This window comes from Sphingobium sp. (genome assembly GCA_035196065.1).
Lineage (GTDB): Bacteria > Pseudomonadota > Alphaproteobacteria > Sphingomonadales > Sphingomonadaceae > Sphingorhabdus_B > Sphingorhabdus_B rara.
This window is the reverse complement of record CP136575.1, coordinates 1,304,022-1,318,739: the sequence shown is the minus strand read 5'-3', so window position 1 is coordinate 1,318,739 and position 14,718 is coordinate 1,304,022. Positions and strand designations below refer to the sequence as shown.

The 14,718-nt window shown below is 57.4% G+C and carries 13 protein-coding genes and 1 tRNA gene; 5 read left to right on the top strand and 9 right to left on the bottom strand.

The window, feature by feature from the left end; translation table 11 throughout:
* Positions 1-25: 25 nt before the first annotated feature.
* Positions 26-1,378, bottom strand: a complete 1,353-nt coding sequence (locus RSE16_06365) for a DUF839 domain-containing protein (protein WRH77082.1) — start codon at positions 1,376-1,378, stop codon at positions 26-28.
* 128 nt (positions 1,379-1,506) lie between these two features.
* Here RSE16_06365 and gltX point away from each other — a divergent pair, with 128 nt between their 5' ends.
* The gene (gene gltX / locus RSE16_06360) at positions 1,507-3,021 is read left to right on the top strand and encodes a glutamate--tRNA ligase (protein ID WRH77081.1); all 1,515 of its coding nucleotides are present in this window, start codon (positions 1,507-1,509) and stop codon (positions 3,019-3,021) included.
* Positions 3,018-3,704, top strand: a complete 687-nt coding sequence (ung, locus tag RSE16_06355) for a uracil-DNA glycosylase (GenBank protein ID WRH77080.1) — start codon at positions 3,018-3,020, stop codon at positions 3,702-3,704. The genes gltX and ung overlap by 4 nt, the downstream gene beginning before the upstream one ends.
* Before the next feature lie 35 nt (positions 3,705-3,739).
* On the opposite strand, the gene RSE16_06350 is transcribed toward ung, so the two are convergent.
* The 4 genes from RSE16_06350 to RSE16_06335 form a co-directional block, all read right to left on the bottom strand.
* Positions 3,740-5,497: an AMP-dependent synthetase/ligase gene (locus tag RSE16_06350; GenBank protein ID WRH77312.1), complete on the bottom strand. Its 1,758-nt coding sequence runs from the start codon at positions 5,495-5,497 to the stop codon at positions 3,740-3,742.
* A gap of 133 nt (positions 5,498-5,630) precedes the next feature.
* Positions 5,631-7,379: a gamma-glutamyltransferase gene (ggt, locus tag RSE16_06345; protein WRH77079.1), complete on the bottom strand. Its 1,749-nt coding sequence runs from the start codon at positions 7,377-7,379 to the stop codon at positions 5,631-5,633.
* Between the two features lie 39 nt (positions 7,380-7,418).
* The gene (locus RSE16_06340) at positions 7,419-8,459 is read right to left on the bottom strand and encodes a quinone-dependent dihydroorotate dehydrogenase (protein WRH77078.1); all 1,041 of its coding nucleotides are present in this window, start codon (positions 8,457-8,459) and stop codon (positions 7,419-7,421) included.
* Positions 8,460-8,801: 342 nt separating this feature from the next.
* A complete protein-coding gene (locus RSE16_06335; protein WRH77077.1) occupies positions 8,802-8,999 on the bottom strand; it encodes a hypothetical protein in 198 nt (65 codons plus the stop codon).
* 30 nt (positions 9,000-9,029) lie between these two features.
* Between RSE16_06335 and RSE16_06330 the strand changes: the two genes are divergently transcribed.
* Positions 9,030-9,104, top strand: a tRNA-Thr gene (locus RSE16_06330).
* Between the two features lie 70 nt (positions 9,105-9,174).
* Here RSE16_06330 and RSE16_06325 read toward each other — a convergent pair.
* Genes RSE16_06325 through RSE16_06315 form a run of 3 tightly spaced genes read right to left on the bottom strand, consistent with a single transcriptional unit; the run spans position 9,175 to position 11,783 of the window.
* Positions 9,175-10,401, bottom strand: a complete 1,227-nt coding sequence (locus RSE16_06325; protein WRH77311.1) for an FAD-dependent oxidoreductase — start codon at positions 10,399-10,401, stop codon at positions 9,175-9,177.
* Between the two features lie 30 nt (positions 10,402-10,431).
* Positions 10,432-11,328 carry a CoA ester lyase gene (locus RSE16_06320; protein ID WRH77076.1) on the bottom strand — a complete coding sequence of 299 codons (897 nt, stop codon included), beginning with the start codon at positions 11,326-11,328 and terminating at the stop codon, positions 10,432-10,434.
* Entirely contained in the window at positions 11,328-11,783 is a 456-nt protein-coding gene (locus tag RSE16_06315) for a MaoC family dehydratase (protein WRH77075.1), read from the bottom strand. Before RSE16_06315 ends, RSE16_06320 begins: the two co-directional genes overlap by 1 nt.
* A gap of 132 nt (positions 11,784-11,915) precedes the next feature.
* Here RSE16_06315 and RSE16_06310 point away from each other — a divergent pair, with 132 nt between their 5' ends.
* Positions 11,916-12,917 carry a beta-eliminating lyase-related protein gene (locus tag RSE16_06310; protein ID WRH77074.1) on the top strand — a complete coding sequence of 334 codons (1,002 nt, stop codon included), beginning with the start codon at positions 11,916-11,918 and terminating at the stop codon, positions 12,915-12,917.
* Positions 12,914-13,837: a DMT family transporter gene (locus tag RSE16_06305; protein WRH77073.1), complete on the top strand. Its 924-nt coding sequence runs from the start codon at positions 12,914-12,916 to the stop codon at positions 13,835-13,837. The genes RSE16_06310 and RSE16_06305 overlap by 4 nt, the downstream gene beginning before the upstream one ends.
* Here RSE16_06305 and RSE16_06300 read toward each other — a convergent pair.
* Positions 13,834-14,658: an SDR family NAD(P)-dependent oxidoreductase gene (locus RSE16_06300; GenBank protein ID WRH77072.1), complete on the bottom strand. Its 825-nt coding sequence runs from the start codon at positions 14,656-14,658 to the stop codon at positions 13,834-13,836. The two genes, RSE16_06305 and RSE16_06300, sit on opposite strands and share 4 nt — an antisense overlap.
* Positions 14,659-14,718 lie beyond the last annotated feature (60 nt).

The window sequence follows — 14,718 nt, the reverse complement described above, 5'->3', positions numbered from 1 at the left end:
GGAGAGAAATGGCTCTTGGCTGAACTCAGCCAGCCCGCACCTGCCCCCATGGCCCAGTGATGGCCAGCGTCATCGTTGGCCACATCAGGTTAACGAATAAAGTCGAGCCATCGGGCGAGAAGCAGGCGCCGGCAAATTCGGTCTGCACCCGGCTCTTTGCGAACTGATAGGCCTTGCCGGCAGGGGTAATGCCGCGCAGGTGATTGTCGGTTATGTCCGTATATTGGTCTTCGCAGACCATCAAATGGCCCGTCGGCATCACGCACAGATTGTCGCCATAACTATAGGCGGCGGCATTTTTCGATTCATAGAAAAGGTCGATGCTGTCAGCCGCCACGCCCGCGCCGGGACGCAGGCGATAGATCTGGCCATGCTTGATCGCGCCGCCATCGGTACAGGTGAAATAGAGTTCATCCTTGCCCCACCATATCCCTTCGCCGCGGGCAAAAAGGGTCGCGCCCTTGGCAGCACCGCGCTGCCGCAAATCATCTTCAGGGGCTTCGGGATTGTCGAGCGGGATCCAGCGCAGCGACAATGGCTTGCCGCGTTCGACTGCAACACCATCCCAGTTACGGCTATCGGCAACGCCATTGATTGCCAAAGCTTCAAGGCGGCCGCCCTTGGCAAGTTCTCCCTTGGCATCGGGCAGGAAGCGATAGAGCAGGCCGTCGTCGCGGTCTTCGGTCAGATAGACGATGCCAGTGCGCGGATCGACGCAGGCGGCTTCATGGTTGAACCGCCCCATGGCCTTTAGCGGGACTGGATCGACCAACCCCTTATGGCTTGCGGGCACTTCAAAAATATAGCCATGATCCATGCCGACATTATCACCGGCGCGGGTCACATTCTCCTCGCAGGAAAGCCAGCTTCCCCAAGGCGTAACGCCGCCGGCGCAGTTGCGAATAGTACCCACAAGGCTCAGATACTGGCTTTCCACCCGGCCGGATTTCAGATCATAAATCAAGGTGGTGGTACCACCGGGCAAAGGGGCTTTGCCGCCGCCGGCCAAGCGATCATATGTCTTGATCTGGGCAGGGGCATCGCCGGTAAAGGGGCCGAAACGGCTATCGCGGAAATTAAGTTCATGGTTGCGCACCAGCGCGACCTTGCCGCGCCCCATGGCAAAGGCACCCATGCCGTCCCCCGCGCTCGGCACAACAAAGCCGTCGTCCATCAAATTGCCGAAGCGTGAGATGACCCGATAGGAAAAGCCCTTTGGCAGATCGATCAGATTGTTCGGATCGCGCAGCAACGGGCCATAGCCATGGACCTCATTCACCGCCGGTGGCGGTATTTGCGCACAGGCGCGCTCGGCAATGCCTGCAAAGGCAAGACTGCCCAGACCGAAATTGAACTGACGACGGCTGACTTCCATCATAACCTCCCGGAATTGATGCGAACCAGATGGCCATGCCACGCGCAGATGACAAGATCGTTGCATCGCGGACCTGCCTTAAGGAGCAGGATAGCTTGGCACGATTGGCTTAGCTTGATAGGGCGCGCGGCATGACTGAAATCTCAAGACCCGTTCGCACCCGTGTTGCCCCCTCACCGACTGGCGATCCGCATGTCGGAACGGCCTATATTGCCCTGATCAACTATTGCTTTGCCAAAAAGCATGGCGGGCAATTTCTGCTGCGTATCGAGGATACCGATCAGGTGCGCTCGACCCGCGAATCCGAAGAGAAGATCCTCGATTCATTGCGCTGGCTTGGCCTCAGTTGGGATGAAGGCCCCGATGTTGGCGGCCCGCACGGCCCCTACCGCCAGTCGGAACGCAGCGCGATCTATACCGAACATTGCAACCGACTGCTCAACGATGGCCATGCCTTCAAATGCTATTGCACATCCGAAGAACTGGCGAGCATGCGCGCGCAGCAAATGGCCGCAAAGCAGCCGCCGAAATATGACGGCCGCTGCGCAAAGCTAACCCAGGCCGAATGCGCCGAGCGCGACGCCAAGGGCATGAGCCATGTGGTCCGCATGATCGTGCCTAGCGAAGGCGTTTGCGTGGTGCAGGATACGCTGCGCGGGCCGATCGAGTTTGAATATTCGGTTGTCGACATGCAGGTGTTGATGAAATCGGATGGCCTTCCGACCTATCACCTCGCCAATGTCGTCGACGATCATCTGATGGGCATCACCCATGTCATGCGCGGCGAGGAATGGATTTCGTCCGCGCCAAAGCATCTGTTGCTCTACCAATATTTCGGTTGGGAACCGCCGGTGCTGACGCACTTGCCGCTCTTGCGCAATGCCGACAAGTCGAAATTATCGAAGCGCAAGAACCCGACGAGCATTCTCTATTACCAGCGGGCGGGATATCTGCCTGCGGCTATGCTTAACTTCTTGGGATTATTCATTAAATCTTCCAGTGAGGAGGATGAGAAGACCAGCATGCAGGAGCTGATCGAAGGCTTTGACGTAGCTCATATCTCTCTGGGTGGCCCTGTGTTCGACACCTCGAAACTCGACTGGCTGAATGGCCGTTACATGCGCGAGGAACTTTCAACCGAACAGTTTCTTGGCGAAGTTCGCAAATGGGCATTGAACGACGAATATCTGCTGCCGATCGCGGAAATGGCGCAAAGCCGGATCGTCAAAATGGGCGATCTGGGCGCATTGGTCGCACCCTTTTTCATGAACCGTATCGACAGCCTTTCCGCCGAAAAACTTCGCGATGGCGTCAAGATCGAAACAGACCAGCAGCGCGCAGCTTATACGCTTGCGCTGCAACAGTTCGATACAATGATCGAATGGAACAAAGATGGCGTCGATGCCGCGCTGCGCAAAACTGCGGTGGCGCTCGAAATCAAACTGAAAGACATGATCCGCGCTTTCTATCTTGCAGTTTTGGGCACCCCACAAGGTGTGCCGCTGTTCGATGCGATCACCCATCTTGGCCGCGACATTTTGCGCGAGCGCCTGCGCCACGCAATGGAACTGCTTGGCCCGGCCAGCAAGAAGGAGACCGAAGCCTGGAGTGCTTTGCTGGCACAGGCTGAAACTTCGGCTGGATGAACGCAACGATCGCTCTTCACGAAAGCTGGAAGGCGCCATTGCTGCCCGAATTCGAGGCCGATTACATGGCCCGGTTAGAGGCATTCCTTCTGGGCGAAAAAGCGGCGGGGAAACAGATCTTCCCCAACAGTGAAGAATGGTTTCGTGCGCTTGAACTGACGCCGCTCGAAAAAGTCCGGGTCGTGATCCTTGGGCAGGATCCCTATCATGGTCCAGGACAAGCACATGGACTTTGCTTCAGCGTGCAACCCGGAGTGCGGCCGCCGCCCAGCCTCGTCAACATTTACAAGGAACTGCAAACCGATTTGGGCATATCGCGCCCGCACCACGGCTTCCTTGAACATTGGGCAACACAAGGCGTGCTTCTGTTGAACAGCGTGCTCACTGTCGAAATGACCAAGGCCGCGTCACATCGCAGCAAGGGGTGGGAAAAATTCACCGACGCAGTGATCCGTCTCGTCAACGCCAAGACCGACCCCGTGGTTTTCATGCTTTGGGGCAATTATGCTCAGAAAAAAGCCGATTTTGTGGATAGCGCAAGGCATCTTATATTGAAGGCCGCGCATCCCTCACCACTCTCGGCACATAACGGCTTTCTGGGGTGTCGACATTTCTCGCAATGTAATGCATTTCTTGAAAATAAGGGATTGCCGCCCATCGACTGGGCACTGCCCGAACTATAGCCGACGCCCCGGCGCAAACCGGGGCGATGCCACAACTAGCCCTTGTACATGCCACCGATCCGATCCGTGTACCGGTCACGGATCATGTGGCGGCGGATCTTCATACTGGGGGTCATCTCGCCATTTTCGATGGTAAAAGGTTCATCGGCAAATTCGAATTGGCGAACCTTTTCGACAACCGACAAATCCTTGTTGACCCGGTCAACAGCGGCACGAACAGCCGCCCGGAATTGCGGATTGTCTTGCAGCGCGGCAAAGTCGTACTTCACGTTCTGTTCGCGGGCCCATTCCAACGCCCATTCGGGATCGGGAACGATCAGGCCGACAATATAGGGCCGCTTGTCACCGGACACCATGGCCTGCAAAATCTCGGGCTGCAATGTGAGCATGCCTTCGACCCGTTGCGGCGCTACATTGTCGCCCTTGTCATTGACAATAATGTCCTTCTTGCGGTCGGTGATCTTTATCCGACCTTTTTCGTCAAGATGGCCGATGTCGCCGGTATGAAGCCAGCCATCCTTGATGACACGGTCCGTTTCGGCTTCATTGTTCCAATAGCCGAGCATGACAAGTTCCCCGCGCACAAGGATTTCGCCATCCTCGGCAATCTTGACCTCAACGCCCTTCAGCGGCGGGCCCACTGTATCCATCTTGATCCCGACGCGCGGCCTGTTGCAGCTCACAACCGGGCCGCTTTCGGTCTGGCCATAGCCTTGAAGCAGCGTGATCCCGAGCGACTGGAAGAAGATGCCGATATCGGGATTCAGCGGCGCCCCACCCGAAACCATCGCCTTCATCCGTCCACCGAACTTGGCGCGAATCTTCGGCTTCAATGTGCGGGACAGCAAGAGCTTCATCGGTGCATCCACCAGCCTGCCCTTGCCTTCATAATCACGCTCACCAATGGTCAGCGCCTTGTCGAGAAGATAGCTCGGGAACTTGCCCTGCTTCTCGACAGTTTTGATCATCCGCTGGCGTAGCACCTCAAACAGGCGCGGTACGACAACCATGATCGAAGGCTGGGTCTCCTCAATATTGCTCGCCAGTTTTTCGAGACCCTCGGCATAATAGATTTCTGCACCGACACCGATCGGCAGGAATTGTCCCCCAGAATGTTCATAAGCGTGCGACAGAGGCAGGAAAGAGAGGAAGCGTTCATTGTCGAGGCCAAAATCCTCGCGCAACACCTGTGCTGCGCCGTCGACATTGCAGATGATCGACCCATGATGCAGCATCACGCCGCGCGGCGCACCGCCTGTGCCGCTAGTGTAGATGATGCAGGCAAGCTCGTCGCGGCCGACCTTGGCCATTTCCTCGGTCAACTCGGCAACATCGGCATCGCTGCCTTGCACCATATCTGCCCAATCGCGATATTTCTGGTCGCCTGCTTGGCTGACCTTCAGCGGTTCCATTCCGATAACAAATTCGCATTCGGACGAACGGATCACCGCCGGCATAAGCATCTGACCAAGCTTGGCCGTCGATACGATCACCGCGCGAGATTGGCTGTTGTCGAGGATATGCTGATGGTCGCGTTCAGTGTTGGTGATGTAGGTTGGCACGGTAACGCAGCCGGCGGCCATGATGCCCAGATCGGCTATGCACCATTCGGGCCGGTTTTCAGAAACCAGCATCACGCGATCGCCCTTTTTCAGGCCCATCGCTTTCAGGTTTTTAGCAAGCCCCGCCACGCGGCGCACGGTTTCGGCCCAGCTTATCGTGCACCATTCGCTGCCGTCCTTATAACCAAGGAAGGGCCGGTCGCCGCGCAACGCCGCGCGCGACAGGAACATGCTCACCAGATTGGGGATCGATTCGAAATCATTGAAATTATCTGACACTTGGCTCTCCCGAGGAGGTCCGGTGACCCGGACTTCTGATTCTGAATTTTGCTATCGCGTCAGATGGGTATGCGCAAGCGGCAGGTCAATGGACGCTTGCAGAAGGCGCGCTTCCTTCGATTGCACCGCCATCGATTAGACGCAACCTGCGCTTGCCATCAACCGCCATCGCCGTGCCTTCACTGCGGGGGTCGGCTGCGCCAATCCATTTGCCGTCGACCAGTTGCACGGCATTTACTTTGGAGCCCAAGTCACCTGGCTTTACCGGCTGGCCAAATGCTGCCAGCGCATCGATTTTTTGCGCCAGCGGGGTGTTTTCCTCGACCAGCAAAGCACCACTGCCAAAAAAGATGTTGGGAAGCCCGATCGCCTCTTTCAGCGGCAGTCCGAAATCAAGCACACCAATTAGAGTCTTGGTGACATGCATGATGATGCGTTTGCCCCCTGCAGAGCCGAGCGCCAATATGGCCTTTCCATCCCGGTCAAAGACGACGGTCGGGGCCATTGACGAAAGCGGGCGCTTTCCGGGCTCGACGCGGTTGGCAACTGGCGCGCCATCCTTTTCCGGCGCAAAAGTGAAATCCGTCAGTTCATTGTTGAGGAAGAAACCACCTGCGACCACCTGATTGCCGAACACCGATTCAATTGTCGACGTCATGTTTGCAATGTTGCCATTGGCATCGACGGCTGCGAAATGGGTCGTACCATAACGTTCGCCGGAAATTGCCGCAGTGCGAGGTTTTGCCCCCGGCGGATTTCCCGCCGGATAATCTGCACGTGCTTTCAAGGGATCAATCATCGCGGATCGCTCGGCAATGTAGCTACGGTCAAGAAGGCCCTCCACCGGCACGTCAACAAAGGCGGGATCCGCAAGATAAGCTTCACGGTCCGCATAAGCGAGCTGCATGGCCTGACCGATCAAGTGCCAGCTTTTGGCATCATCCTTGCCCAGCGCCTTGAGATCAAACTGCTCGATCGTGCCCAGGATCTGGAGCACCGTGGTCGCGCCTGACGATGGCGGGGCCATTCCGCAGACGACATAAACCCGGTAGGGCGCACAAACCGCATTTTGCTCAACAGCCTTGTAAGCCGCCAGATCCGCAAGCGTCATGTCACCGGGGCTGACCTTGCTGGTGGCAACAGCGTCGACAATCTGGTTCGCAATAGCTCCCGTGTAAAAGGCATCGGGCCCTTTGCGCGCGATTGTCTTTAACGTCGTGGCGAGCGCCGGGTTACGGATGACATCGCCTGCCTTTGCCGGTTTTCCATCAATCCAATAGATCGAACGCGCTGCGTCAAAATTCGGCCAGAAACGCGCGACACCCTCAAGTCTCGATTCCAGCGTCTTGTTCACGACGAACCCTTTTTCGGCGAGCCGGATCGCCGGCTTGAACAATTCCGCCCATTTCAGCCTGCCCCAGTTGCGATGCGCGTCCGCCAACAGCCGGATATTGCCGGGAACGCCGGCCGAATGTCCGCCCTGCCAAGCCTGCACAAAGGGCATCGGCTTGCCATCGAGCCCCATGAAGCGGTCAGGACGTGCAGTTGCCGGAGCGGTTTCCCGACCATTGATCGTGCTCAATTCGCCATCTTTGGCGTCGAAATGCACAAGAAAACCGCCACCCCCAATCCCGCTCGACTGTGGTTCAACAACGGTCAATGCCAGCATCATCGCCATCGCCGCATCAGCGGCAGAGCCGCCCTTCGCCAATATTTCGGCACCCGCTGCAGTTGCCCGGGGATCGGCCGATGTCGCGACCGCTTCCGACCGGGCAGTCGTTGGTACAGTCATCAGAACGGCAAAAAATAACGCGATAAGGCTGGCTTTTTTCATGTTGTCCTAGGTAACGGCCAATGCCGGTCGCGCAAGACCTCAATCAACGTCGATGCCAACAGCCTCGCTCATATGCGAAAGCCCGTCGCGGCGAAGCAGATCGACAAGCCCTGCGTTGATTCGCTGCGCCAGAAACGGTCCTTCAAAGACAAGCGCACTGTAAAGTTGAACCAACGACGCGCCGGCCCGGATGCGCGCATAGGCATCCTCCGCATTCGCAATGCCGCCTACCCCGATTAGCGGCAATTTTGCACCGGTGGCCTTTCGGAAATCTGCAAGGCGTTGCTGGGCGAGCACCTTTAAAGGCGCACCCGAAAGCCCGCCTGCCTCGCCGGCATGGTTCGATTTTAAGGCTGGGCGGGAAATGGTCGTGTTACTAACGATCAAAGCGTCGATCTCTCGATCCATCGCGACTGATGCAATATCGTCAATATCTGCTGGCTCAAGATCGGGTGCCACTTTCAGGAAAAGCGGCGGTCCGCCCTCGCCAGCCGCGCGGACGCGTAACAGCAAATCGTCAAGCGCAGCCTTATCCTGCAGTGCGCGCAGGCCGGGCGTGTTGGGCGAACTAATGTTCACCGTTACATAATCGGCCAAGGGCGCTAACCGCGCCATTGCCTCCACATAATCCGCTATCCGATCCTCGCTGTCCTTATTTGCGCCGATGTTGATTCCCAACGGCCCGGTCCGCTGGACCCGTGGCACTGCCGCGATCCTGCCTGCAGCAACTTCCATTCCCGCATTGTTGAAGCCCATTCGATTGATAACGGCAGCGTCTTCTACGAGACGGAAGAGGCGCGGACGCGGATTACCCTCCTGTGGTCGCGGAGTAATTGTGCCCACCTCGGCAAAACCAAAGCCCAGCCGTCCCGCTTTCGAAAAGACTTCGGCATTTTTATCATATCCAGGCGCTAGTCCCACCGGAGAGGTGAAAGTCAGCCCGGCAAGCTGCGTCGCCAATTCTGGACAATGGAATTTTTGCTGACCGAAGGGCATTCGCCGCAACAGTGCGATCGACAGGCCGTGCGCAGTCTCTGCGTCAAAGGCGAACAAAAGAGGGCGGAAAAGGGAATAAGACACTGATTCGGTATGACAGCGATGTCGATTAATGCGCAATCCCTATCACGTCCTTTTATGGTGCAACGAGGCGTAACATTGGCCATAAATGTCAAATGTAACTTGCGACAATGACGATTTCTTGCAAGAAATTGTAACATAAATGGTGCATACAGTTCTTGCGACCCGAAGGGCTCGACGTCGAAAGACCAGAGTTCTTGACCTTTGAAGGCCTGTCCTTGTGGCAGGCCTTTTTTTGCCCATCTCCTGCAGTTCAGATTGGACCAGGGCTGCAAAAGAAGCAACATTAGGCGTAACAGATGTAAACTGGCGCTGCGCAGTGAAAGGCCGCCGACGCAGCACCGCTCATTCTGGCGACACTTCAGAGCTGGGCTCGGTCGCGACCAGGGCCGGCTTGTTGTCGGCGTCGGGGCGCTTGCGACGACGCAAATTTGCACGCAGCGCCTCTGCCAAACGATCTTCTCGCGATTTGTTTTGTGACTTTGTCATTTTATCGCGATGCCAAAGCAGCGAAATGCTTGCAAGCGGGTTGACAAGCGCCACGCAGCTTCGCATAGGGCCGCCTCTCTCGGCGCTGCTGTAGCTCAGTGGTAGAGCACTCCCTTGGTAAGGGAGAGGTCGGTGGTTCAATCCCACTCAGCAGCACCATTTCCCTAAATCGATATTTCGCGCCGAGGCAGAGCGGTTAAGGGCCAGCACTGGCAGCGCTGCAATGACCTTATTGGGCCATCATGTCTTTCAACGGGGTTCCGCTATCACTAAGCATGGCCGGGGCAATCATGGCTGACGCCTCCACCAGCTTACGCCCCTGGACATAATCCTTCACCATATTGACGCAGTCGAGCGCAATTACCCGCCCTTCCTTCAGATAGATCACCGAAAAGCTGCGCGAGGCAGGATCGCCGCGCAGAACGCTTTGGTCATACCCCGATGACAGGCCTACTGTCTGCAGCTTTAGATCATATTGATTGGACCAGAACCATGGCGTGGCGCGATAGGGGCTTGGATCGCCACAAATCGCCTTCGCTGCGGTAGTTGCATGATCGTTGGCATTCTGCACCGATTCGAGGCGGATCCGAGCGCCGCCAGCAAAGGCGTTCACATGCGCCGCACAGTCCCCGATCGCATAAACGTCAGGTAGGCTTGTCCGGCAAAATTCATCGACATCAATGCCATTTGCACCCGCGGCGCCAGCGGTGATCAAAGGTTCGACCGCAGGGATGATACCGATGCCGACAATGGCCATCTGCGCCTCGACCACGCTGCCATCGACAAGCTGTACACCGCACACACGGCCGCCCTTGCCTTCAATGGCTGTGACGCCCACACCGGTACGCAAATCAACACCATGTCCCCGATGCTCGAACTCGTAAAATGCAGACAGTTCCGGGCCGGCAACGCGAGCCAGCACGCGCGGCAAAGCCTCCAGCAACACAACCTTCTTCCCGAACTTGGTAAGGACTGCGGCAGCCTCCAATCCGATATAGCCGCCCCCGATAACGGCGACCTGGTTGACGTCAGCCAGTTCCGCCATGATCGCATCCGCATCTGCACGATTTCTGACGCCGTGCACGCCGGCGAGGTCGCTACCCGGACAATCCAGCCGGCGGGGATCGCCCCCAGTGGCCCAGATCAATGCGCCATAGGTCCGGCTGCTCCCATCATCCAATACAACCTTTCTGGCCTGCGCATCGACACTGACGACGGTGCGGCCCAGCAGCAATTCAACATTCTTCTCTGCCCAAAACGCTGCCGGACGAATGCAGATGCGCTCGAACGACTTTTCACCCGCCATATATTCTTTGGACAAGGGAGGGCGCTCGTAGGGAATTTCAACCTCGCGTCCGATGATGGTCACATCACCGTCAAATCCGTTTTGCCTCAGGGCGATGGCAGCCTGTGCGCCGCCATGTCCACCGCCTACGATGATCACATTTTCAACCAACTCATCCACCTGTGCTTTTGGGTTTCATAATCATTTCAGCAAGCCGAAAGCCTTGGCCTCTGCAACCATCCGTTCTGCTTGCTTGCGATGTGGGATATCGATCATCTTACCGCCGAGCCCCACCGTTCCTGCCCCCGGATTGGCCGCAAAAGCCGCAAGGATTTCTTGGGCATGATCGACCTCGGCTGGCGAAGGCGTGAAGCATTCGTTGATGATAGCAACCTGCGCCGGATGGATCGCGAGCCGCCCGCTAAAGCCTTCCTGCCGCGCCAAGAGTGAGCTGCGCCGCAAGCCCTCATCGTCGCGGAAATCGGCATGCAGGGTTTCGATGGCCTGTACGCCTGATGCGTGTGCGGCGAGCAAGGTCAGCGAGCGCGCCAGCTGGAAAGTGAAGTGCCATTGCCCGTCTGCCGCGCGATTACCGGTGGCCCCGATTGCTGTTGCAAGGTCTTCGGCACCCCATGTCAGGCCGGCGAGCCGTGACAGACCCGCCGTGGCATATTCGCCAAGATGAAAGGGCGCAATGGCCGTTTCGGTGGCAACCGGAATGATAGGTATGCCTCCGAATGGAAGCGCAAGATCGACCTCAAGTGAATCGAGCATGGCCGACACCAAGGCCACGTCGGCAGGTCGATCCGTCTTGGGCTGGATAATGCCATCCGGCCTGCCGCCTACAACGGCGGCCAGATCTCCCTCGGTCAATCCCGTATCAAGCGGATTGATGCGCACCCAAATTTGCGGCGACCGCCGCCCTGTGCGCTCCATCAGGAATTGTGTGATCAGCGATCGCGCGGCGACCTTGTTCGCAGGCGCGACTGCATCTTCGAGATCGAGAATCACCGCATCTGCGCCGCAATCAGCAACCTTGGACAGTTTCTTTTCACTGTCGCCCGGAATAAACAGGAAGGAGCGTATCGGGAGCATCATTATACCTCAGGCTTTCGCCGTTGCAGGCCAGACCGCTTACACGACGCCACAAGGTCGGCCTTTTGGTTGAACGCTTCATGCAGGAAGGTAACGATGCCAGCATCAGACCGCGACTTTGATTGCCGCAATTCAAGCACCGTGGTGCGAATATTCAATGTATCCCCGATGAACACAGGTTTTGGAAAGCGCACCTCATCCCACCCCAGGTTGGCGATAGCAGTACCAAGCGTCGTATCGCCCACCGATATCCCGACCATCAGCCCCAATGTGAAGCAACTGTTTACGATCCGCTGACCATAATCGCTGTGCTTCATATATTCTTCGTCCAGGTGCAATTGTGCCGGATTGTGGGTCATCGTGCTGAACAGCAGATTGTCGGTTTCCGTCACAGTTCGACGTATGGGATGATCAAAAACCTGTCCGACAGACAATTCGTCAAACCAAAGCCCGGCCATTGCATTTCCTTTCAACTGCGGGCCTCTCAACCAGCAAATCGAAGAATAATCCACCCATTTGTGTGAGACAGGATAGTCGTCTCGTAACTGAACCGTCTTGACCGGACAGAGCTTTTGCCCTTGTGCGATGCCATGCGCTTCTTCTCCGACAATGCCGCTCCCGTGCACCCAAAGGTCATGACAGCAATCGCCGATGCCAATCAGGTCGATACTGCCTATGACGGTGACCAGCTAAGCCAAAGGCTGGACGCAGCTTTCTCCGAACTTTTCGAACATGATGTAGCTGTGCTTTGGGTATCTACTGGGACGGCGGCAAACTGCCTCGCGCTTGCCTCACTTGTCCAGCCGCATCAGGGCGTGATCTGCCACCGCGAAGCTCATATAGAAGTAGATGAATGCGGCGCGCCGGGCTTCTACACCGGCGGGGCAAAGCTGATGTTAATCGAGGGCGAAGGCGCGAAGATCACGCCGACCACGATCGAAGCATTGCTCGCAACAATTCGCGATGATGTGCATCAAGTCCAGCCAGCTGCTGTATCGATCACCAACGCAACCGAGTATGGCCTCGCTTATCGACCGGAAGAAGTCGGCGCGCTCGGAAACCTTTGCGCGCAAAGGCACCTTGGGCTGCACATGGATGGCGCACGCTTCGGCAATGCAGTTGCCGCACTGGGCTGCCCGCTGGCCGACATTACCTGGCGCGCCGGTGTCGATGCATTGAGCTTCGGCTTTGCCAAAAATGGAGGGATGAACGCCGAAGCGTTGATCTATTTCGATCCCGCCGTGGCTGATGCGGCACGCTATCGGCGCAAGCGGGCTGGGCATCTGCTGTCAAAGGGCCGCTTTCTCGCCGCGCAGCTTCTTGCTTTCCTTGACGACAATCTATGGCTGAGAAATGCACGCACCGCCAATGAAGCCGCCGCGATCATCGCACAAAGCGCCCCCGAACGCCTGTTGCACCCTGTCGAAGCCAATGAAATCTTCATCCGACTAAGTGCAGCCGAGGCAGCGGCACTGCGTGCGCAGGGATATGATTTCTATGACTGGGGGACGGACGCCGCACGGCTGGTCACGAGTTGGCACCATCGCGAAGAAGATGTCCAGCCGCTGGCAGAAGCGATTGCCGCACTATGACAAACGCACATTCTCCGACAGTGGCCGCAGAGCCTGGCCTTTTGAGCGCGCGGGTAGCCATCCCTTTTCTAATCGTATCGCTGATCTGGGGTTCGACCTGGCTGGTCATTCGTGACCAGTTAGGCACCGTGCCGGCCAGCTGGTCGGTCTGTTACCGCTTTGGTGTTGCTGCAGCAGGCATGTTCGTCCTGGCTGCCTTTAGCAGGCAGTCCCTTCGGCTCGATGCCAATGGCCTGAAATGGACTATCCTGCTTGGCCTGATGCAGTTCGCGTTGAACTTCAACTTTGTCTATGCGGCGGAGCATCATATCACGTCAGGACTGGTCGCGGTCATTTTCGCGCTGTTGATCGTGCCGAACGCCTTGCTCGGAAAATGGTGGCTTGGCCGCGACTTCAGCCGGAATTTCGTCATTGGCTCGGCCATTGCATCAGCGGGTGTGGCGCTGTTGATGCTTCAGGAATATCGAGCAGCACCAGTAGGCGGTGAAGAAGTGCTAATCGGCGCTGGGCTGACGCTATTGGCAGTTTTATGCGCGTCTGTTTCCAACGTGCTTCAAGTCGCACCCTCCGTCAGCCGCTTTCCGACAATGACGGTATTGGCCTGGTCAATGCTTTGGGGCGCACTGTTTAACGCCGCATGGTCCTTTGCAATCCATGGCCCCCCTGTGATCGAATTGCGCGCCGGCTATCTCAGCGGGGTGCTTTATCTCGCCATTATCGGGTCGGTGGTCACCTTCCCGCTTTATTTCGGCTTGATCCGCCAGATAGGTCCGGGAAAGGCTGCCTATACCAGCGTGTTGATTCCGGTAGTTGCCATGCTGCTCTCGACATTGTTCGAAGGCTATCAATGGACAGCAATAGCTGCAAGCGGCGCGCTGCTAGCCTCGCTAGGCCTCATCATCGCGATGCGCGCGCGTTAAATATGTTCGGCCTTTTCGGCTGACAGGATCGCTTCGAGGCCCTGGCGGTAGTCGCCATAGGCTGGCCGCCATTCCAGAAGCCGTTGTGCCTTGCCATTCGATATGCGCCGGTTCTCTGCGTAAAAGCCGCGTGCCATCGGCGAGAGACCTGCCTCGTCAATCGACTGCATTGGTGGCAATTCTAGCCCAAGCAAGGCAGCGGCATATTCGATTACAGCGTTCTGATGGCAGGGCAGATTGTCCGAAAGATTATAAACGCCGGCCCTCTGCCGGAAGCTCGCGATAACACCCGAGACGATATCGTCGACATGCACACGGCTGAATACCTGCTCCGGAAGGTCGATGCGATGCGCCTTGCCTTCCCGCACCCGGTCCAGCGCCGATCGGCCCGGCCCGTAGATCCCCGGCAGTCGGAACACACAAACATCGGTGCGAAGGCGCTGCCATGCCTTATCCGCATCGGCCCGCGCGATGCGTCGTCCAATCCCAACGGCGCCGCTTTCATCCACCCAGGCGCCACTAGTATCCCCATACACGCCGGTTGACGAAAGATAGCCTACCCATTCCGCTTCGCTTGCGGCGATGACATCTCCATAAAGGTCGATCACAGGATCACCACCGGCCTGCATGGGTGGCACGCTGGACAGGATGTGACTGGACTTCGCAATCGCCGCAAGGACCGCCTCGCGGTCATCGAAAGCAATCGCGCCCTGCCCGGCTGCGCGCCTCGTGCCGGCAACCTGCCAGCCATCCTTCCGAAGCCGCTCGGCGAGGTGACTTGACGTGTAGCCCATTCCGAAAATCAGCATCGTGCCGGTCATTGTGCCTCCATTGACACTGCCGCCAGTCACGTCAAGCTTATTGCCAAGCCGCAGGCGTGC

What these genes read in the sequence shown, in the direction of transcription:
- RSE16_06365 (WRH77082.1), bottom strand. Translation starts at nt 1,378, where the DNA reads ATGATGGAAGTCAGCCGTCGTCAGTTCAATTTCGGTCTGGGCAGTCTT.
- gltX (WRH77081.1), top strand. Translation starts at nt 1,507, where the DNA reads ATGACTGAAATCTCAAGACCCGTTCGCACCCGTGTTGCCCCCTCACCG.
- ung (WRH77080.1), top strand. Translation starts at nt 3,018, where the DNA reads ATGAACGCAACGATCGCTCTTCACGAAAGCTGGAAGGCGCCATTGCTG.
- RSE16_06350 (WRH77312.1), bottom strand. Translation starts at nt 5,497, where the DNA reads ATGTTCCTGTCGCGCGCGGCGTTGCGCGGCGACCGGCCCTTCCTTGGT.
- ggt (WRH77079.1), bottom strand. Translation starts at nt 7,379, where the DNA reads ATGAAAAAAGCCAGCCTTATCGCGTTATTTTTTGCCGTTCTGATGACT.
- RSE16_06320 (WRH77076.1), bottom strand. Translation starts at nt 11,328, where the DNA reads ATGATGCTCCCGATACGCTCCTTCCTGTTTATTCCGGGCGACAGTGAA.
- RSE16_06315 (WRH77075.1), bottom strand. Translation starts at nt 11,783, where the DNA reads ATGGCCGGGCTTTGGTTTGACGAATTGTCTGTCGGACAGGTTTTTGAT.
- RSE16_06310 (WRH77074.1), top strand. Translation starts at nt 11,916, where the DNA reads ATGCGCTTCTTCTCCGACAATGCCGCTCCCGTGCACCCAAAGGTCATG.
- RSE16_06305 (WRH77073.1), top strand. Translation starts at nt 12,914, where the DNA reads ATGACAAACGCACATTCTCCGACAGTGGCCGCAGAGCCTGGCCTTTTG.
- RSE16_06300 (WRH77072.1), bottom strand. Translation starts at nt 14,658, where the DNA reads ATGACCGGCACGATGCTGATTTTCGGAATGGGCTACACGTCAAGTCAC.